Source organism: Curtobacterium sp. APC 4022, assembly GCF_030407555.1.
In the GTDB taxonomy this organism is placed as follows: Bacteria; Actinomycetota; Actinomycetes; order Actinomycetales; family Microbacteriaceae; genus Curtobacterium.
Window position 1 is genome coordinate 25,175 of the sequence record NZ_JASDDD010000029.1, and the last position, 16,547, is coordinate 41,721.

17 protein-coding genes, 1 pseudogene and 1 riboswitch are annotated in these 16,547 nt (G+C 74.6%); of the genes and pseudogenes, 7 read left to right on the forward strand and 11 right to left on the reverse strand.

Going from position 1 to position 16,547, the window contains the following annotated elements; translation table 11 throughout:
• Positions 1–260 precede the first annotated feature (260 nt).
• Positions 261–1,286 (reverse strand): iron chelate uptake ABC transporter family permease subunit, encoded by a 1,026-nt coding sequence (locus QL987_RS10430; protein WP_290157581.1) that lies wholly within the window; start codon positions 1,284–1,286, stop codon positions 261–263.
• Positions 1,283–2,317 (reverse strand): iron chelate uptake ABC transporter family permease subunit, encoded by a 1,035-nt coding sequence (locus QL987_RS10435; RefSeq protein WP_290157582.1) that lies wholly within the window; start codon positions 2,315–2,317, stop codon positions 1,283–1,285. Before QL987_RS10435 ends, QL987_RS10430 begins: the two co-directional genes overlap by 4 nt.
• A 187-nt stretch (positions 2,318–2,504) precedes the next feature.
• Here QL987_RS10435 and QL987_RS10440 point away from each other — a divergent pair, with 187 nt between their 5' ends.
• Positions 2,505–4,085 carry a trypsin-like peptidase domain-containing protein gene (locus tag QL987_RS10440; RefSeq protein ID WP_290157583.1) on the forward strand — a complete coding sequence of 527 codons (1,581 nt, stop codon included), beginning with the start codon at positions 2,505–2,507 and terminating at the stop codon, positions 4,083–4,085.
• Between the two features lie 153 nt (positions 4,086–4,238).
• On the opposite strand, the gene QL987_RS10445 is transcribed toward QL987_RS10440, so the two are convergent.
• Both QL987_RS10445 and QL987_RS10450 read right to left on the reverse strand, forming a co-directional pair.
• A complete protein-coding gene (locus QL987_RS10445; protein WP_290157584.1) occupies positions 4,239–5,411 on the reverse strand; it encodes a hypothetical protein in 1,173 nt (390 codons plus the stop codon).
• Between the two features lie 93 nt (positions 5,412–5,504).
• A complete protein-coding gene (locus tag QL987_RS10450; RefSeq protein WP_290157585.1) occupies positions 5,505–5,792 on the reverse strand; it encodes a hypothetical protein in 288 nt (95 codons plus the stop codon).
• A gap of 90 nt (positions 5,793–5,882) precedes the next feature.
• On the opposite strand from QL987_RS10450, the gene QL987_RS10455 reads away from it, so the two are divergent.
• Positions 5,883–6,245: an RNA-binding S4 domain-containing protein gene (locus tag QL987_RS10455; RefSeq protein ID WP_221851592.1), complete on the forward strand. Its 363-nt coding sequence runs from the start codon at positions 5,883–5,885 to the stop codon at positions 6,243–6,245.
• A gap of 24 nt (positions 6,246–6,269) precedes the next feature.
• Here QL987_RS10455 and QL987_RS10460 read toward each other — a convergent pair whose 3' ends face one another.
• The 3 genes from QL987_RS10460 to QL987_RS10470 form a co-directional block, all read right to left on the reverse strand.
• Complete coding sequence (locus tag QL987_RS10460) at positions 6,270–7,211, reverse strand: DnaJ domain-containing protein (RefSeq protein ID WP_290157587.1); 942 nt, start codon at positions 7,209–7,211, stop codon at positions 6,270–6,272.
• Between the two features lie 109 nt (positions 7,212–7,320).
• Positions 7,321–8,067 (reverse strand): aminoglycoside phosphotransferase family protein, encoded by a 747-nt coding sequence (locus QL987_RS10465; RefSeq protein ID WP_221851597.1) that lies wholly within the window; start codon positions 8,065–8,067, stop codon positions 7,321–7,323.
• 179 nt (positions 8,068–8,246) lie between these two features.
• Positions 8,247–9,194 (reverse strand): NUDIX hydrolase, encoded by a 948-nt coding sequence (locus QL987_RS10470; RefSeq protein WP_290157589.1) that lies wholly within the window; start codon positions 9,192–9,194, stop codon positions 8,247–8,249.
• 67 nt (positions 9,195–9,261) lie between these two features.
• Positions 9,262–9,358, forward strand: a riboswitch (TPP riboswitch).
• Between QL987_RS10470 and thiM the strand changes: the two genes are divergently transcribed.
• The 3 genes from thiM (at position 9,347) to thiD (ending at position 12,407) form a co-directional block, all read left to right on the forward strand.
• On the forward strand, positions 9,347–10,216 hold the full coding sequence (gene thiM / locus QL987_RS10475) for a hydroxyethylthiazole kinase (RefSeq protein ID WP_290157590.1): 870 nt from the start codon (positions 9,347–9,349) through the stop codon (positions 10,214–10,216). It overlaps the preceding riboswitch by 12 nt.
• Positions 10,216–10,881 carry a thiamine phosphate synthase gene (gene thiE / locus QL987_RS10480; RefSeq protein WP_290157591.1) on the forward strand — a complete coding sequence of 222 codons (666 nt, stop codon included), beginning with the start codon at positions 10,216–10,218 and terminating at the stop codon, positions 10,879–10,881. The genes thiM and thiE overlap by 1 nt, the downstream gene beginning before the upstream one ends.
• Positions 10,878–12,407 (forward strand): bifunctional hydroxymethylpyrimidine kinase/phosphomethylpyrimidine kinase, encoded by a 1,530-nt coding sequence (gene thiD / locus QL987_RS10485; RefSeq protein ID WP_290157592.1) that lies wholly within the window; start codon positions 10,878–10,880, stop codon positions 12,405–12,407. The genes thiE and thiD overlap by 4 nt, the downstream gene beginning before the upstream one ends.
• A gap of 93 nt (positions 12,408–12,500) precedes the next feature.
• Here thiD and QL987_RS10490 read toward each other — a convergent pair whose 3' ends face one another.
• The 4 genes from QL987_RS10490 to QL987_RS10505 form a co-directional block, all read right to left on the reverse strand.
• The gene (locus tag QL987_RS10490; protein WP_290157593.1) at positions 12,501–13,040 is read right to left on the reverse strand and encodes a YfcE family phosphodiesterase; all 540 of its coding nucleotides are present in this window, start codon (positions 13,038–13,040) and stop codon (positions 12,501–12,503) included.
• 10 nt (positions 13,041–13,050) lie between these two features.
• Positions 13,051–13,527: a MarR family winged helix-turn-helix transcriptional regulator gene (locus QL987_RS10495; protein ID WP_221851623.1), complete on the reverse strand. Its 477-nt coding sequence runs from the start codon at positions 13,525–13,527 to the stop codon at positions 13,051–13,053.
• Between the two features lie 186 nt (positions 13,528–13,713).
• Positions 13,714–14,175 (reverse strand): VOC family protein, encoded by a 462-nt coding sequence (locus QL987_RS10500; RefSeq protein WP_290157594.1) that lies wholly within the window; start codon positions 14,173–14,175, stop codon positions 13,714–13,716.
• Positions 14,176–14,192: 17 nt separating this feature from the next.
• The gene (locus QL987_RS10505) at positions 14,193–14,489 is read right to left on the reverse strand and encodes a GNAT family N-acetyltransferase (protein WP_111075044.1); all 297 of its coding nucleotides are present in this window, start codon (positions 14,487–14,489) and stop codon (positions 14,193–14,195) included.
• Between the two features lie 94 nt (positions 14,490–14,583).
• Between QL987_RS10505 and QL987_RS10510 the strand changes: the two genes are divergently transcribed.
• Together QL987_RS10510 and QL987_RS10515 are read left to right on the forward strand one after the other, a co-directional pair.
• Positions 14,584–15,231 carry an NAD(P)-binding domain-containing protein gene (locus QL987_RS10510; protein WP_253462619.1) on the forward strand — a complete coding sequence of 216 codons (648 nt, stop codon included), beginning with the start codon at positions 14,584–14,586 and terminating at the stop codon, positions 15,229–15,231.
• Positions 15,232–15,335: 104 nt separating this feature from the next.
• A pseudogene (locus QL987_RS10515) lies at positions 15,336–16,547 on the forward strand (hypothetical protein); the annotation flags it as partial.

The following is a 16,547-nucleotide window of genomic DNA, read 5'->3' on the forward strand; positions in this document are numbered from 1 at the left end:
CCTTCGTTCGTACCGGACCAGCAGCCGTCGGGTGTGGATGCTGTCGGGAGTCCGGTGGTCGTCGATGACGGTACGGCGACGGGCGTCGTCGTGCGGACCCTCGGACGGGGGGTTCTGGGCACCTCCTGCGGGTTCCCGCAAGCGTGCGCGCAGACCCGCATCCGGGGGGGCGGCACGGCGAGTCCGACCGCCGGCTGGACACGGCCTGGAGGCGCGGTGCACGTCCGTCGACCGGCTGCGGCCAGGCGGCAGGCGGGTCCTCAGCGCCCGCGGGCGAGCAGCCAGAGCAGGTAGGGCGCTCCGACGACTCCGGTGACCACCCCGACCGGCAGGGTGACGCCGGGCAGCGCGAACTGCGCCACGAGGTCGGAGCCGAGGGTGACGACGGCGCCGACGGCTGCGGCCGGGCCGAGGGCGATGCGTCCGCCGCCGACGAGCCGCCGGGCGATGGGCGCCGCCATCAGCGCGACGAACGCGACGGGTCCGGCGGTGGCGACGGCCCCGGCGGTGAGGAGCACCGCGGTGAGCAGGAGCAGCACCTTCGCCCGGTCGGGCCGGAGGCCGAGGGACGCCGCGACGTCGTCGCCGAGGGTCAGCACTGCGAGGCGCGGCGACTGCACGAGGGCGAGGGCCATCAGCACGAGGAAGCCGACCAGGAGCGCGCCGACGACGGTGCGGTCGACGGCGTTCAGGCTGCCGGAGAGCCAGAGCAGCGCGGTGCCCGCCTGCTGCAGGCTGCCGCTGGTGAGCAGCCACCCGGTGACGCTGAGGGCCATCGCGCCGACACCGACGCCGACCAGGACGATCCGGTTGCCGGTGATCCCCCGCCGCCAGGCCAGGGCGGCGATGAGCACCGCGACGGCGACGGCCCCGACGAGCACCACGCCGAAGAGCAGCACCCCGGAGGCACCGAACAGGACGATGGCGACGAGGCCCGAGGCACTGGCCCCGGCGGTGATGCCGATGACGTCCGGGCTGGCGATCGGGTTGCGGACGACGCTCTGCACGATCGCCCCGGCCGCGCCCAGGCTGGCCCCGACGAGGACGGCGGCCAGGACCCGCGGGCCACGGAGCTGTCCGAGCACGAAGTCCGAGATCGTGTCGCCATGCCCGACGAGCGCGCCGAGCACCTGCACCGGCGACAGCGGGATGTCACCGACGCCCAGGCCGACGAGGACCAGGACGAGCAGCGCGACGAGGGTGCCGACGAGGACCAGTGCCTCGCGGCGCCGGGTCCCCCGGCGCCGCGGTACGGGCGGGTCCGTCCGGGTCGTCGTCGCCGTCACAGTCCGCGCACCGCCCGGGAACGGACCAGCGCGATGAAGACCGGGGCACCGATCAGCGCGGTGACGATGCCGACCTGCAGCTCCCCCGGGTAGGCGACGACCCGGCCGATGACGTCGGCGACGAGCAGGAGCGCGGGTGCGACCACGGCGGACAGGAGGATCGTCCAGCGGTGGTCGGGACCGGACAGCCGGCGAACGGCGTGCGGCACGGCGAGCCCGACGAAGGCGATGGGCCCGGCGGCGGCCACCGCGGAACCGGCGAGCAGCACGGTCACGACCGCGCCGACCGCCCGGACGAGCACCACGCGCTGCCCGAGCGACGCCGCCAGCTCGTCGCCGAGCGCCAGGGTGTTGAGCGAACGGCCGAGTCCGACGGCGATGACGAGCCCGACGACGATCGGGGCCACGACGACGCCGGCGGTGCGGAGGTCCTTGCCAGCGAGGGCCCCGACCTGCCAGAAGCGCAGCTGGTCGAGCAGGCTGGCGTTCGTGACGAGCACCGCGGTCGTGACGGAGGACAGTGCCGCGGCGGTGACGGCGCCGGACAGGGCGAGCCCGACCGGGGTCAGCCCGCCGCGGGCGACGGCGGCGATGCCGTAGACGAGCAGTGCGGCCAGGGCAGCGCCGGCGAACGCGAACGGCAGGTAGGTGGCGGTCCCGCTGATGCCGAACACGGCGATGCCGACGACGACCGCGAGCGCAGCACCGGCGTTCACGCCGAGGATGCTCGGGTCGGCCAGCGGGTTCCGGGTGATCCCCTGCATGACGGCGCCGGCGACACCGAGGGCCGCGCCGGCGAGCAGTCCGACGACGGTCCGGGGCACGCGGTTGCCAAGCACGATGAGCCCGATCTCGTCCGTCCGCCCCGGGTGCAGGAGCGTGTCGACGACGACGCCGAGCGGGATCGGACGTGACCCGACGGCGACGCTCAGGGCGCAGGCGGCGGCGAGCACGACGACCGCGAGGACGGTGGCGAGCACCAACCGGGACACGGGAGCGGGCGCCGGAGGCGCGACGGATCGGGATCGCATGGGAAGTGAGGCGAGCCTAATGGATGCTCCCGGCGCGGCTCCGAGGGGCAGTGGCGTCGTTGTCGGCAAGCGTCGAGCAGCTGCTCGGCACCACCATGGTCCGTTCATAGGGTCGTCATGGGAACGGGGCCTGTACTGACATCCATCGACGGCCGACCGGGCCGCGAGGAACGACCGGAGAGCACCGATGAACGAGACCCCGAACCCCATGCCGGACGACGAGCGTCGCGAGCCGGAGCAGGCCCAGCGGCAGGAGCAGCTGCCCTCGTGGGAGGCGCCGCACGCGGACCGGGCGTCCCTGCGTCCCGCCTACGCCTTCGACGGGTCCGGTCCGTACCTGTACGGACCCGACGGCTCCGGTCCGTACGCGTACTCCCTCGACGGGCGCGGTCCGTACCTGGTCGGCAGCCCGGCACTCGGCGGGACGCAGCAGGGCGGCCCGACCGGCGCCCAGTACGGCGGGCAGTACGGCGGGCAGTACGGTGCCGCGCCGCAGGGCTGGACCGGGGCGTTCGGCACCGCGCCGGGGACGAACCGACGCTCCCGCAAGCTGGCGCTGGCGATCGGCTCGGGCATCGCGGCGCTCGCGATCGTCGGTGCTGCCGGTGGCACCGCGCTCGGGCTGTCGTCAGTGCACACCACGACGACGTCCAGCCAGGGCTCGTCGCAGGGCACGACCACGACCCCGGGCACCGGCTCCGGCACCGGCACCGGCTCGGGCACGACGGGTGACGGCAGCGGCACGAACGGCTTCACCGTCCCGGGCCAGGGCACCGACGGCTCGGGCACCGACGGCTCGGGCACCGGCACCAACGGCACCGGTACCGGCAGCACCTCCGAGTCCGCCGCCACCCCGGCGACCGCCGCGCAGAAGAAGGGCGTCGTCACGATCGACACCGTGATCGGCTACGACCAGTCGCAGCAGGCGGCCGGCACCGGCATGGTCCTGACATCCGACGGCACGATCCTGACGAACAACCACGTCATCCAGGGCGCGACGTCGATCGAGGTCACCGACGAGACGACCGGCAAGCAGTACACCGCCGACGTCGTCGGGGCGGACGCGACGAACGACGTCGCGGTCCTCAAGCTGCGGGGTGCCTCCGGGCTGTCGACCGTCACGCTCGACGACGACGGCGGTGCGTCGACCGGTGACGCAATCACCGACGTCGGCAACGCCGAGGGCACCGGTGACCTGGTGGCGGCGACGGGCACCGTGACCGCCACCGACCAGGACATCCAGGTGCAGAGCGAGTCCGGCACCGGCACCGAGTCCCTGACCGGGCTGCTGCAGCTGGCGGCGCAGGTCGTCTCGGGCGACTCCGGCGGCCCGGTCCTCGACAGCGAGGGTGAGGTCGTCGGCATGGCCACCGCCGCGTCCTCGGGGACGGCCGACGTCACCGGGTTCGCGATCCCGATCAGCACGGCGAAGTCGATCGCGGACAAGATCCTGGCGGGCGACTCGTCGGGCACGATCACGATCGGGCTGCCGGCGTTCCTCGGGGTGCAGATCAGCAGCACCGCGACCGGCACGACCAGCGGGGTGCCGATCGCCGGCACCGTCGAGGGCTCCGGGGCTGCGAGCGCCGGACTGGCCGCGGGCGACACGATCACCAGCGTCGACGGCACCGCGGTCACGAGCTCGGACCAGCTGACGAAGACCATCAGCGGCCACGACGTCGGCGACCGGGTCTCGATCGGCTACACGACGAGCGACGGCACCGCGAAGACCGTCACCGTCACCCTGACCGCCGGCCCCGCAGCCTGACCCGACGACCTGACACCGGTCTGTCCACGACACGGACTCCACCGGCAGCACCGATCTGTCCACGACACGGACTCCCCCGCACGATGCCCGCGCCCCACGGCGCGGGCATCGTGCTGTCCGGGGATGTCGGGCCAGCAGGAGGGTCCGGGTCGCTCAGCCGAGCAGCGCGCGGACGAGCGTCCGGTAGACGTTCGCCGACGCCTCGGCCGCGAAGGCCGTGGTGCCGCCCTCGGTCCGGCCGACCCGGGCGAAGCCGATCCCCTCGGCCGAGACCACGACGAGCGGCCGGGTCCGACCGGGGCGAACGAGCGCCGAGACCGTCCACGGGGCCGCCCAGAACGCGGCCAGGGTCGGGTCGTCCGCGGCCACGGCAGCGGGCAGGTCGGGCGTCGACTCGCCACCGGCCAGGCGTCGGTCGAGCAGGTCGCCGGGCAGGACCGACGTGCGGAACGGCCAGGTCCACGTCGGGCGGATGCCGAGCCTCCCGGCCAGCAGTCCGACCACGCGTTCCGGCGGGACGGACGCGACCACGGACCGGCCGTCGGCACCGGTATCGACGACGGTGCCGGACCAGGCCTGGAGGCGCGTCACCCGCCCGTCGTCGTCGTGCTGGTCGAGCGTGGTCGGCTGCACCCCCTCGGCCCAGGGGGCGAGGACGGCCGCGGTGTCCGGCGGGACCGTGCCGAAGCGGCCGACCAGGTCGGCGGCGACGAGTTCCCGACCGCCGTCGGTCCGGAGGAGCGCGGGGTTCCAGCGGCGACCGGCGAGGTTCTGCAGGGTCGAGACGGCCTCGGCACCGAGCGACGGGCCGGTGAGGGTCGATCCGCTGAGCAGCACCGGCAGCGGTTCGAGGCTGCGCGACCCGCTCGCGGTGACCCGGTCGAGGACCCGGACCGACTCGAGGACGGCGAAGACGACGTCGTCCGTGGCGGTCATCCGGGCGAGGGGCCGTTCGATCGTCAGGTCCACGCGGTGCCGCCCCGTGACGAGCAGCAGGTGCGCGCCGGCGATGTCGCCCTCCTCGTCGGGACGGACGTACTCCACCAGACGCGCGGGGGCGCCGGCCGTGGTCCAGACGTCACAGCCCACCAGGAGCAGCCCGTCGACCGAGCCCGGCAGCCGCTCGAGCAGCGAGGCGTTCTCGTCGCCGATCGCGCGGTCGCTCGGACGGGAACGGACGGTGAGGACGACGTCGTCGCCGCGGACCCGGAGGTCGGCGCCGGCGGTCTCCTCGGTGCGCCAACCGGACGGGCGGACGAAGCGGACGCGGGCGGTGCGGTCCTCGGTCTGCCCGGCAGCGGCGGCGGGTGGGTCGGGGACGAGCATGCTGCGAGGCTACGTGCGGGCCCGCGGCCTCGGGTCAGCGGCTCGCCGGGCCGGAGCGATCACCCGGCCGCAGCGATCAGCCGGCCGGAGCGATCACCCGGCTGTCCGGCGCGGTCGGGGTGACGGGGGCGGCGGGACGGGCTTCGCGGCGACCACGTCGGCGCGACGGACGGTGACGAGTCCGCGGCGGGTGGCGACGGTCACGGTCTCCGGGGTGCGGTCGGTGAGGTCGCCGAGGGCGTCCCGTGCGCCGTCGCCGTCGTGCGCCCGGACGACCAGCCGGTCACCGAGCGTCGCCGCGTCGAGCACGGCGAGGGCCTGCGCTCGGGCGATCTCGGCCTGCGACGGGGCGGCGGCGGGATCGCGGTCGGCGTCGGACATGTCTCGAGGGTACGGCCGACGGTCGACGGCGCACGTGCCTCGGCGGGACGGCCCCGGGGTCCGCCCGACCGCCGCGGCTAGGGTGGCGGGATGGACAAGGCCCGGGTGGACAGCTGGATCTGGGCGGTCCGGATCACCAAGACCCGGTCCGCCGCGACGACGGCGTGCAAGGCCGGGCACGTCAAGGTCAACGGCGAGCGGGCGAAGCCGTCGCAGCCGGTCGCACCCGGGGACGAGGTCCGGGTGCGTCAGGCCGGGTTCGACCGGATCGTCGTCGTGAAGAGCATCATCCTCAAGCGCGTCGGTGCGACCGAGGCGGCGAAGCACCTCGTGGACAACACCCCGCCTCGTCTCCCTCCCGAGGAGGCCGGCTTCGTCCCGATCCGCGAGCGCGGCGCCGGGCGTCCGAGCAAGCGGGAGCGCCGCGACCTCGAGAAGCTCCGCGGGTACTGACCGGCGTACCGCCGACCACACGGGTCAGACGAAGCGGACGGTCTGCTGCAGGCGGTCGCGGATCGCGAAGACGTCGACCGAGCCCTCGGGTGACCAGTTGCCGGCGAGCACCTGCACGAGCGCACTCCGTCGGACGATCAGCGCCGTGGGCTTCCGGGGCGTGCCGATGAGTTCGACGTCCTCGTCCACCGCGGAGTCCGGCACGACGAGCAGCCGCCCGGTGAAGCGCACCCGGGTCTGCTTCTGCACGGCACGGGCGGCGCGGACGAGTTCCTTGACCGGGCGCTCCCCCGGCTCGAGCGTCTCGCCGACCACCTCGCCGTGTTCGATCAGCACCGGACCACCCCAGTCGATGGACTCGACGGCCCAGAGCCCGGTCGGGGTGAGGACGGCGTGGTCGAGCTTGCCCTCGGTGCCGGCGTCCAGGTCGTGCCACACCGTCACGCCGATGCCCATGTCGGCGATGATCGCGGCGGTGGCTTCCTCGGCCAGTGCCTCGCCGAGCAGCCGGCGGACGGACCGCGGTGCCGAGCGGACCAGGGCGGGGTCGTAGGGGTCCGCGATCGGGTCGCCGAGTCCGACCCACTCGCGCTCGGCTGCCAGGAAGACCTCGCGCGACCGACCGCCGGGGTGACCGTGCGACCGGGCCCTGGGGCGGGAGTCGCGACGCGCTGTGGGCGGTGCGTAGTCGTCGCGACCGGCACCGCTCCTCCAGGCCGCCGACCCGGACGGTGCGGACGACGAGCCGGGACGGACCGCGCCGGTGTCGTAGGCGCGGCGGGCGGCCGGTGTGCCGATCAGCTCCCACGCGACCTGCACGCGGCGGAAGTGCTGCGCGTCGCCGCCGAGGTCGGGGTGGCTCTCGCGCGCGGCTCGACGGTAGGCACGGCGGAGGGTCTCGTCGTCGGCGCTCGCGGGGACGCCGAGGACTTCGTACGGGGTGGCGTCGGCCGGGCTGTCGGTCATGGCCCTGGAACGCTACCCGACACGGGGTCGGTGTCCGCCGCGAGCGGGCTGGGCGGCTGCTGAGCAGTGCCGCCTGACCCCGCCCTGCGGCCTGACCACGCCGGTGCGGTCAGACCAGCGCTGCGGTGATCGCGTCCCCGTGCTCCTCGAGCCAGGCGACGTCGGCGCGGTAGAGCTCCGCGTGCCCGTGCGCCAGGTCGCTGACGAACTTCGGGTTGCCCGCCGCGGCCTCGGTGTCGATCGTCGTGACGAGGGCCACCAGGCTCGACGTCATCGTCTCGACGAGCACGCTGCGCGAGCGGGCATCCAGGCCGTAGGCGCGGCAGAACTCGGCGGCACGGGTCACCCGGTCGGCGAACTCGGGCACGGGCCCGCCCTCGTCGACACTGCTGGTGAAGGGGGCGAAGCGGTACACGGCACTGGCGACGTCCCAGACCCGCGGGCCGGGGTGCGCCGTGTCGAAGTCGATCACGCCGACCGCCGCGATGCCGTCGTAGACGACGTTGTACGGGGCGAAGTCGCCGTGCACGATGGTCTCGACCGGCAGCCGTTCGGCCTGCGACCAGACGTCGGTCGTGTCGTCACGCGGGAACGAGGCGGCAGCGTCGTGGAACTGCCGCAGCAGGCGTGCGGTCGTGACGAGGGCGGCCTCGCTTGCGACGTCCGCGGTCCAGGGGTACTCGCCCGCCTCGCCGGGGACGAACGTCACGGTCTCGAGCTGTGCGCCGAGGGCGATCGGGGCGGGGGCCGCGACGAAGCCCTGCTCGTGCAGGTGCGTCAGCAAGCGGTGCACGGTGGGGGTCCACGGCCCGGCAGGCCGGTGCACCCGGTCGTCGGCCTTGGTGATCCGTTCCATGGGGGAACCTCCTGAGCGTCGTCGTCGACGTGCTCGCCACTGTAGCGGCAGGAGCGGACGCTCGGGTCGGCCGACCGGCGACCATCCGATCGGCGCGCCGTCGGCGAGACGGAAGGCGCAGTCCGGACAGGATCAGGCCGGCCAGGGACAGCGACGGGCCGGAGTCGGACCGGTCGGAGTCAGTCCGGCAGCAGCTCCCGCAACCAGCCCGGGCCGCGGACGTCGGCACCGAGCGCGTGCACCCGGTCCCGCAGGCCACGGTCGGCGGTCACCACGACGACCGGCACGTCGCCCGCGGCGACGGCTGCCTCGACGGCAGCGACGACCGCGTCGTCACCGGACGCCGCTGCGCGGTCGATCGTCACCGGCGGCAGACCCGGCCGCGGGGCGGACGGTACCGGCTCCGTGGTGGCGCTGCGGGCCTCCCCCTCGAGCACGACGGTCCAGCGCGGCCACCAGGCGGTCGACGGCAGGTCGAGCGCGGTCGCGGGGACGCCGGCCGCGGCGAGCGCGCGGACCTGCTCCACGAGTCGGGTGGCGGCGCCGACGCGGTCCTTCCACCATCCGTCCGGGACGCTGCCGACGACGTTGGCGGCGTCGACGACGACGTGCGGCGTGCGGTCGAGGGTGGCGCGCAGGGCTGCCCAGGAGCGGCCGAAGCCGGGATGCAGGTCGAGCGTGTCGACGTCGGCGACGGGGACCCAGGCCAGGGCGAGGCTCTCGCGGTCGGCCATCACGGGTTCGAAGGGCCGGGAGGCGCGCCCCACCACGGTCGTGTACGTCCAGAACCCGAGGTCGAGGACGGCGGTGTGGCGGAGGTCGACGGCGTCGTCGGGGACGCCGGCTTCCTCGGCGGACTCGCGGAGGGCGGCGGTGACGGGGTCCTCGTGCTGGTGACGGGCACCGCCGGGGATGCCCCAGGTGCCGCCGTGGTGGCTCCACTCGACGCGGTGCTGCAGCAGGACGCGGCCGTGTCCGTCGTCGACGAGCAGGCCAGCGGCGCCGAAGCGGCCCCAGGCCTTCGTGCCGTCCGCGCCGTACGCCCAGGCGTCGCCCGGGTCGCGGGGGCCGGAGGGGGGTCCGGGCGGCGGTCCGGCAGGCGTCGCGGTCCGTCGTTCGTCGTCCACGTGTCCACCCTTCCACAAACGTCCGTCAGGAGCCCCTGGACGTCGGTGCCGATGCGTGTACGGTGTCGTCCGAGACACGGGGTGCCGCATCCGAGCGGCTGAGATCACACCCGTCGAACCTGCTCGAGCTCGTACTCGCGAAGGGATCGTCCATGGAGAACGCTGCGCCCACGATCGACTGGGCCCACCGAACCGCCGACCTGCTGGAGGCCGTCCGCACCCGGGCGCCGCTGGTGCAGTGCATCACGAACACGGTGGTGCAGAACGTCACCGCGAACGTGCTGCTCGCGCTGGGGGCGTCGGCCGCGATGGTCGACGTGCCGACCGAGGCGGGGCCGTTCGCCGGCGTCGCGGACGGACTGCTCGTCAACACCGGTACCCCGCACGCCGAGCCGCGCGTCGCGTCGCTCGAAGCCGCGGCCGCCGCGGTGGCTGCCGGGACGCCGTGGGTCCTCGACCCGGTGGCGGTGGGGTCGTTGCCGGTCCGGACCGCGTTGGCGCGTGACCTGCTCGCGCTCCGGCCCACGGTCCTCCGCGGGAACGCGTCGGAGGTGCTCGCGGTCCTCGGTGCCTCGGCGGGCGGTCGTGGTGTCGACAGCACCGTCGGGACGGAGGACGCGCACGACGCCGCGGTCGCGGCCGTCCGGGGCGACACCGTCGGGGCCGTCGCCGTCTCGGGTCCGGTCGACCTGCTGGTCGGGCCGTCCGGACTGGTGCGGGTGGCGAACGGCACGGAGCTCCTCACCCAGATCACGGGCGGCGGGTGCGCGCTCGGGGCGGTCGTGGCGGCCTTCGCGGCGGTGGCTCCCGGCAGTCCGCTGGACGCGGCCGTCGCCGCGACGGCGGTGCACACGATCGCCGCCGAGCTGGCCGCGCGGGACGCCGGCGGTCCCGGTACCTTCCAGCCGCTGTTCCTCGACCGGCTCGCCTCGCTGACGCCGGAGGACGTCGTCCGGGAGGCCCGGATCACCGCCGACACGTCGGCTGCGGCCGTCCTCGGCATCGCCGGCGGGGCCGCCTGATGCCCGGTACGGACGACTTCGGCGTCTACCTGGTGACCGACTCCGCGCTGGCCGACCGGCACGGGCACGGGGTGCTCGGCGTGGTCCGGGCCGCGGTCGGTGCCGGGGTCCGGATCGTGCAGGTGCGTGACAAGACCGCGTCGGCTCGGGACCTGCTGGCACTCACCGCCGCCGTGGCCGATGCGGTGGGCGACCGGGCGCTGGTGGTCGTGGACGACCGACTCGACGTCGCCCTGGCCGCTCGGCACGCGGGGCACCGGGTCGCCGGCGTGCACCTCGGCCAGTCGGACGTCCCGGCGAGCGCCGCCCGTGCACTGCTCGGCCCGGACGCCCACGTCGGGCTGACGGCGAACACGACGCGGCACCTGGTGGAGGTCGCGACGATGCCCGCCGGGTCGGTCGACCTGCTCGGGGTCGGTGTCGTGCACCCGACCAGCACGAAGCCGGACCACCCGCCGGCGCTCGGCGTCGCCGGGTTCGGACGACTGGCGGCGACGACGACCGTGCCGTGCGTCGGCATCGGCGGCGTGACCCTCGACGACGTCGGGCCGCTCCGGCAGGCCGGGGCCGCCGGTGTCGCCGTCGTCTCGGGCATCTGTGCGGCGCCGGACCCGGGCGCTGCCGCTCGGGCGTTCGTGGCGGCGTGGGACGGAGCGGGACGGTGAGCGGGAGCGCAGGTGTTCCGGTTGCGCCGCTGCCGCGGGTGCTCAGCATCGCCGGCACGGACCCGACGGGTGGTGCCGGGGTGCAGGCGGACCTCAAGTCGATCGCGGCGCACGACGGGTACGGCTTGGCGGTCGTCACGGCACTGGTCGCGCAGGACACCGTCGGGGTCCGGTCGGTGCACGTCCCCGACGCGGTGTTCCTCCGGCAGCAGCTCGACGCGGTGTCGGACGACGTGACGATCGACGCGGTGAAGACCGGGATGCTCGGCACGGCCGAGGTCGTGCGGGTCGTCGTCGACTGGCTCCGGGCACACCGGCCGGCGTGGGTGGTGGTCGACCCGGTGATGGTGGCGACGAGCGGCGACCGGCTGCTCGACGCGGACGCCGAGTCCGCGATGACGGAGTTGTTCGCCCTCGCCGACCTGGTCACGCCGAACCGCGACGAACTCCGGGTCCTCGCCCAGCTGGCGGACGCGGCGTCGACCGACGGCACCACGATCGACGGCATCGACGCCGCCCGTGCCGTCGCCCGCCGGTGGGACGTTCGGGTGCTCGCGAAGGGCGGCCACGACGACGGGCCGACCTCGGACGACGCCCTGGTCGCCCCGGACGGCAGCGTCCGGGTGTTCACCGGTCCCCGGGTCGCGACGACGAACACGCACGGCACCGGGTGCTCCCTGTCGAGTGCGATCGCCACCCTCGTCGCCCGGCACGGCGACTGGGAGCTGGCGGTCGGGTCGGCGAAGACCTGGCTGACGGCCGCCCTCCGCGGTGCCGACGCCCTGCAGGTCGGCCGCGGTCACGGGCCGATCGACCACAACGCCCTCGTCCGGGAGGCCCTGCCGACACCACGCTGGACCGACGCCTGGTGGGTCGACGCGACCGAGGTGCTCGACGAGACGCTGGACTGCCGGTTCCTCCGAGGTCTCGCCGACGGCACGCTCGACCCCGAGGTGTTCGCGGGCTACCTGGCGCAGGACGTCCACTACCTGCGGGCGTACGAACAGCACCTCGCCACGATCGCCGCCGGGTCCACCGGGGAGGCCGCCGCGTTCTGGACGACCGCCAGCGAGGGCTGCGCGGCCGAAGCCCGCGACCTGCACCACCGTCGGCTCGCCGGATCGCACGCGGACGACCCGGTCCACCCGGTGTGCGCCGGGTACCTCGCGCACCTCGCCGACGCGGCAAAGCAGGGCGCCGGAGACGTCAGCGCCACCGGAGACGTCGGCGCCACCGGGGACGTCAGCGTGCTCGCGGCTGCGGTGCTGCCCTGCTTCCGGGTCTACGCCTGGGTCGGGGAACGGCTCGGCACGGCTCCGGTCGGGCACCCGTTCGCCGACTGGATCACGGCGTACGGGGACCCGGGGTTCGCGGCCTCGAGCGTGCGGGCCGCGGAGCTCGTCGAGGAGCTCGCGCGGCGGGCCGACCCCGAGCTGCGGGGGCGGATGGCGCGCGCGTTCCGGCAGTCGGTGGCGCAGGAGCTCGCGTTCTTCCGGATGCCGGAACAGCTGGGCGAGCCGGTCTGACCGGCGAGCCACGTCGACCTGGGCGAACCGGTCTGGCCAGGGTGAGCCGGTCTGACGGAGGCGGGACGGGCCTCCCGGTCGAACCGTCGCGCGTCAGGACGCTTCCGGGGACGCGACCAGGCGGATGCCGTCCGCGCCGGGGGCTCGCCGGACCAGCGTGACCGACAGGTCCGACCCGTCGACCTCGCAGCGCATCCACGTGTGGTCGGGCTGTCGTCGGCGGTCCGTCGGCGAGCCGGGGTTGAGCAGACGCATGCCGTTCGGTGCGGTGGAGTCCCAGGGGATGTGCGAGTGGCCGAAGACCAGGACGTCGACGTCGGGGTGGTCCGCCTCGGCCCGACGTCCGCGCTCGGTCGCCGGACCGGTCTCGTGCACGACGGCGAAGCGCAGCGACTCGATGCGGCGGGTGGCGACGAGGGGCAGGTGGTCCTCGAAGCCCAGGTCGTTGTTGCCGCGGACGGCGAGCAGGTCGCGGGACCGGGCTCGGAGCAGGTCGACCGTCGCCAGGTCCACCCAGTCGCCGGCGTGCACGACCAGGTCGGCGGCGTCGATGTCGGCCCACAGCTCGGCCGGCAGGTCCTTCGCCCGCTTCGGCAGGTGCGTGTCCGACAGCAGGACGAGCGTGGTGCTCACGGGTTCGCCGTCACTCGCCGGGGTCGCGGCTCGGCATCGGCAGGTCGACCTCGTCGGCGGCACCGAGCCGTTCGAGCATGCCGGCGAGCAGTGCCACGTCGTCGTCGGACCACTCCGCCAACCGTTCGACCAGGGCGTCCCGGTGCAGCTGCACGGACCGCGCCAGCGCCGCACGGCCGGCGTCGGTCGCCTCGAGCGGCTTCGCGTTGCCGGAACCGCCGTCGACCGTGCGGACCAGGCCCGCGACGAGCAGCCCGGAGAGCTGCCGCGAGATCGTCGACCGGTTCAGCCGCAGGTAGCGAGCGATGTCGATCGCCATGCACCCGGGGTGCTGGACGACGAAGTCGACCAGCGACTGGTCCACGATGCTCAACACGTCGTCGGTGCCGCGCGCACGGACGCTCGCTCGGCGGGTGATGCGGGAGAGCTCGGTGTACGCCCGTCCGATGTCCGCTTCGCGGATCCCGGGGCCCCTCGGGTCGGCCATGGTGTTCCAGTCTGTCGTCCGGCGTCGGCCGGAGGTCGGTCGCCCCTGGTCAGGGCGTGGTGCTTGCGTGGCGGTCCCCGCATCGCTGACGCGGGCCCCTCCGCCGACGGTGTCGCCCCACGATAACCGGGCGTCCGCCGAAGAGGGGACATCGGCGACCGACCGGGGCGCCGGCGGGCGTCGGGCTCAGGCCGGGGCAGCCGCCGACCGGAGTGCGGCGATGTCGAGCTTCACCATGTCCCGCATCGCCTCGTGGACCCGGGTGGCCGCCGCGTGGTCGCCGCCGGCTGCCATCAGCTCGCCCATCATCGACGGGGTGACCTGCCACGACAGGCCCCAGCGGTCGACCAGCCAGCCGCACGCCACCGGGTGCCCGCCCTCGTTGATCAGGGCGTCCCAGATCCGGTCCAGTTCCTCCTGCGTGTCGACGTCGACCTGCAGCGAGAGTGCGTCGGTGAACGGGTGCCCGGGGCCGCCGTTCATCGCCCGGTAGGGCTGGCCCATCAGGGTGAACTCGACCACGAGGACCGAGCCGTCCGGACCGCGGCCGACGCCGTCGATCCGTGAGTCGGGGAACAGCTCCGTGTAGTACTCGGTGGCGTGCTGGGCCTGGTCGTCGAACCAGAGGAAGGGGACGATGCGGGGCATGGCGGTCTCTCGGTGGGTCAGTCCGCGACGCCGCGGCTGAGGAGGTCGTTCTTCTCGGGGTGCTCGTCGAACCACTGGCTGACGAACCAGCACATCGGGACGATGCGCTTCGACGACGTCGTCTCGACGTCGGACACGGCGTGTTCCACGAGTTCGCCCGCGTACCCGTGGCCCCGGTGCGCCGGCACCGTGTACGTGTGCGGGAAGGCGATCGCGTCACCGTTGACGCGGTAGTCGAGCACGCTCACGAGGGTCCCGTCGACGTACATGGCATACCGGTCTCGGTCGGCCTCGTTCCGGAACTCGTGTGTCATGCCGCCATCCTGCACCGCCGTTCAGGTTCCGGTGCCACCGCGCTCCGGGGAACGCCAGACGGAATGCCCTGGCCGCGCTCGTGTTGCACCGTGCATGACAACCATCGGAATCATCGGAGCAGGCAACATCGGATCCCAGCTCGCACGCCTCGCGGTGCAGCACGGCCACCAGGTCGTGATCGCGAACTCACGCGGACCGGAGACCCTCACCGACCTCGTCACCGAGCTCGGCGAGCACGCCACCGCCGGCACCCGCGAGGACGCCGCCACCCAGGGCGAGATCGTCGTCGTCACCGTGCCGCTCGGCGCCATCGACACGATCCCCGTCGAGCCGCTCGTCGGCAAGGTCGTCATCGACACGAACAACTACTACCCCGAGCGCGACGGCCAGATCGCGGCCCTCGACGAGGAGACCACCACGACGGCCGAGATGCTGCAGGACCACCTGGTCGGCGCCCACGTCGTCAAGGCCTTCAACCACATCGGCGCGGACCACCTCACCGAGCACGCCACCCCCGCCGGCACCCCGGACCGCCGCGCCCTCGTGATCGCCGGTGACGACGCCGCTGCCAAGACGACCGTCGCCGACCTGATCGACGAGTTCGGCTTCGACACCGTCGACGCCGGCGCCCTCGCCGAGGGATGGCGCATCCAGCGCGACACCCCCGGCTACGGCCCGCGCCTGACCGTCGACGAGCTCCGCGAGGCCCTCGCCGCCGCGAAGCGCTACCGCGACATGTGACGTCGACGCACCCCGCGCTCGACCCCCTCTGACTGGGGCTCTCGGCCGCTGTTCCTCCCCGGTAGAACTGACGATGGATCAATCCAGGGAGAGGAACAGCGGCCGTGGCGTCTCATCGCATGCCCGAGTCCGAGCGACCCCGCCGGGCGGTACCCGCATGGGTCACCGCTCCGCCGGAGGACGCCCGCCCCGTGGTGGCGGCACCGACTGCGGCGAGCGCCGGAGTCGCCCCCGCCGTCGGCAGCGTGGAGGTCAGCGGCCGCCCCGTCGCCCGGGCACTCCCCGCGGTCGGGGCAGTTCCCTCCGCCGGGGCGGTTCCCTCCGCCGGCGCAGTCCCCGCGATCGGCGCAGGCCCCTCGGTCGGCGCTGTCCCGGCGGTCGACGCGGCCCTCGCGGTCGACGCAGTCAGTCTGGAGGCGCTCCGCACCTCCGCCACGCCGGCCCTCGACCCGAACGCGGTCGCCCCCGACTACCCGCCGGCGCAGGAGCTGCTGCCGCCGGCCCCGACGTCCCCGAACGTCGACACGATCCCCTTCGCCCCGGTCTCCAGCCCTCCCGTCGTCAGTGCGCCCACCGTCAACGCACCCGGCAGCGGCGTGACCGTCACCACGGTCCCGGCGGGCAGCTCCGCGGTCGGCCGACACGGTGCCGGGCAACACGGTGCCGGGCAGCACGGTGCCGGGCAGCATGCGCCGACCGGACGTCGTGGCGCCGGTGCAGCCAGCATGGCGATGCCCGTCGCGCCCGGGACCGATGTGCCCGTCGCGGAAGTCCAGCACCCACCGCTCAGCCCCGTCGACTCCGCCACACCCGGTGCGCCTGCCAACTGGTACACACCGCAGTCCGGGGTACCGGCAGCCGCGGACGTAGCGGCCCCGGCCACCCCGGAAGCACCGGTGCCGTCCGGGTCCTGGCTGCCGGCCGTCGGCGCGCCCGCCCCTGGTGGGAGTGACACCGCTTGGTCAGCGTCCGGCCCCGCTCTGCCGCCCACGCCGGCCGTCCCCGTCGTACCGGCGGCCGGTCAGCCGCGGTTCTCGGTACCGGGCCTCGAGCACGTCGTCGTCGAGGGCGGTGAGCCCGAGCCGGTCGGCCCGATCGGCTACCGCACGCCCGCACGCTTCGCCCGACAGCAGGCCCGGGTCGTCCCGCCGGCCGCCACGGCCGCCACGGCCGCCCCGACGTTCGACGCGATCATCGGCGCGTCGGCACCCACCGGTGTGGCGCAGTCCGCCCGCCTGGACCCGGTCGTCAGCACCCCCTCCGTCCCGCCCCTCGCTCCGGTCCTGCCGGAGACGGCCGGGGCGACCCGCGGCAGG

Excerpts from the sequence above, each read along its gene's own strand:
- QL987_RS10450 (WP_290157585.1), bottom strand. The coding sequence starts at position 5,792 with ATGTCCGACGCCGACCGCGATCCCGCCGCCGCCCCGTCGCAGGCCGAG.
- QL987_RS10495 (WP_221851623.1), bottom strand. The coding sequence starts at position 13,527 with ATGGCCGACCCGAGGGGCCCCGGGATCCGCGAAGCGGACATCGGACGG.
- QL987_RS10460 (WP_290157587.1), bottom strand. The coding sequence starts at position 7,211 with ATGACCGACAGCCCGGCCGACGCCACCCCGTACGAAGTCCTCGGCGTC.
- QL987_RS10500 (WP_290157594.1), bottom strand. The coding sequence starts at position 14,175 with ATGCCCCGCATCGTCCCCTTCCTCTGGTTCGACGACCAGGCCCAGCAC.
- QL987_RS10505 (WP_111075044.1), bottom strand. The coding sequence starts at position 14,489 with ATGACACACGAGTTCCGGAACGAGGCCGACCGAGACCGGTATGCCATG.
- QL987_RS10435 (WP_290157582.1), bottom strand. The coding sequence starts at position 2,317 with ATGCGATCCCGATCCGTCGCGCCTCCGGCGCCCGCTCCCGTGTCCCGG.
- thiE (WP_290157591.1), top strand. The coding sequence starts at position 10,216 with ATGCCCGGTACGGACGACTTCGGCGTCTACCTGGTGACCGACTCCGCG.
- QL987_RS10440 (WP_290157583.1), top strand. The coding sequence starts at position 2,505 with ATGAACGAGACCCCGAACCCCATGCCGGACGACGAGCGTCGCGAGCCG.
- QL987_RS10510 (WP_253462619.1), top strand. The coding sequence starts at position 14,584 with ATGACAACCATCGGAATCATCGGAGCAGGCAACATCGGATCCCAGCTC.
- QL987_RS10465 (WP_221851597.1), bottom strand. The coding sequence starts at position 8,067 with ATGGAACGGATCACCAAGGCCGACGACCGGGTGCACCGGCCTGCCGGG.
- thiM (WP_290157590.1), top strand. The coding sequence starts at position 9,347 with ATGGAGAACGCTGCGCCCACGATCGACTGGGCCCACCGAACCGCCGAC.
- QL987_RS10455 (WP_221851592.1), top strand. The coding sequence starts at position 5,883 with ATGGACAAGGCCCGGGTGGACAGCTGGATCTGGGCGGTCCGGATCACC.
- QL987_RS10445 (WP_290157584.1), bottom strand. The coding sequence starts at position 5,411 with ATGCTCGTCCCCGACCCACCCGCCGCCGCTGCCGGGCAGACCGAGGAC.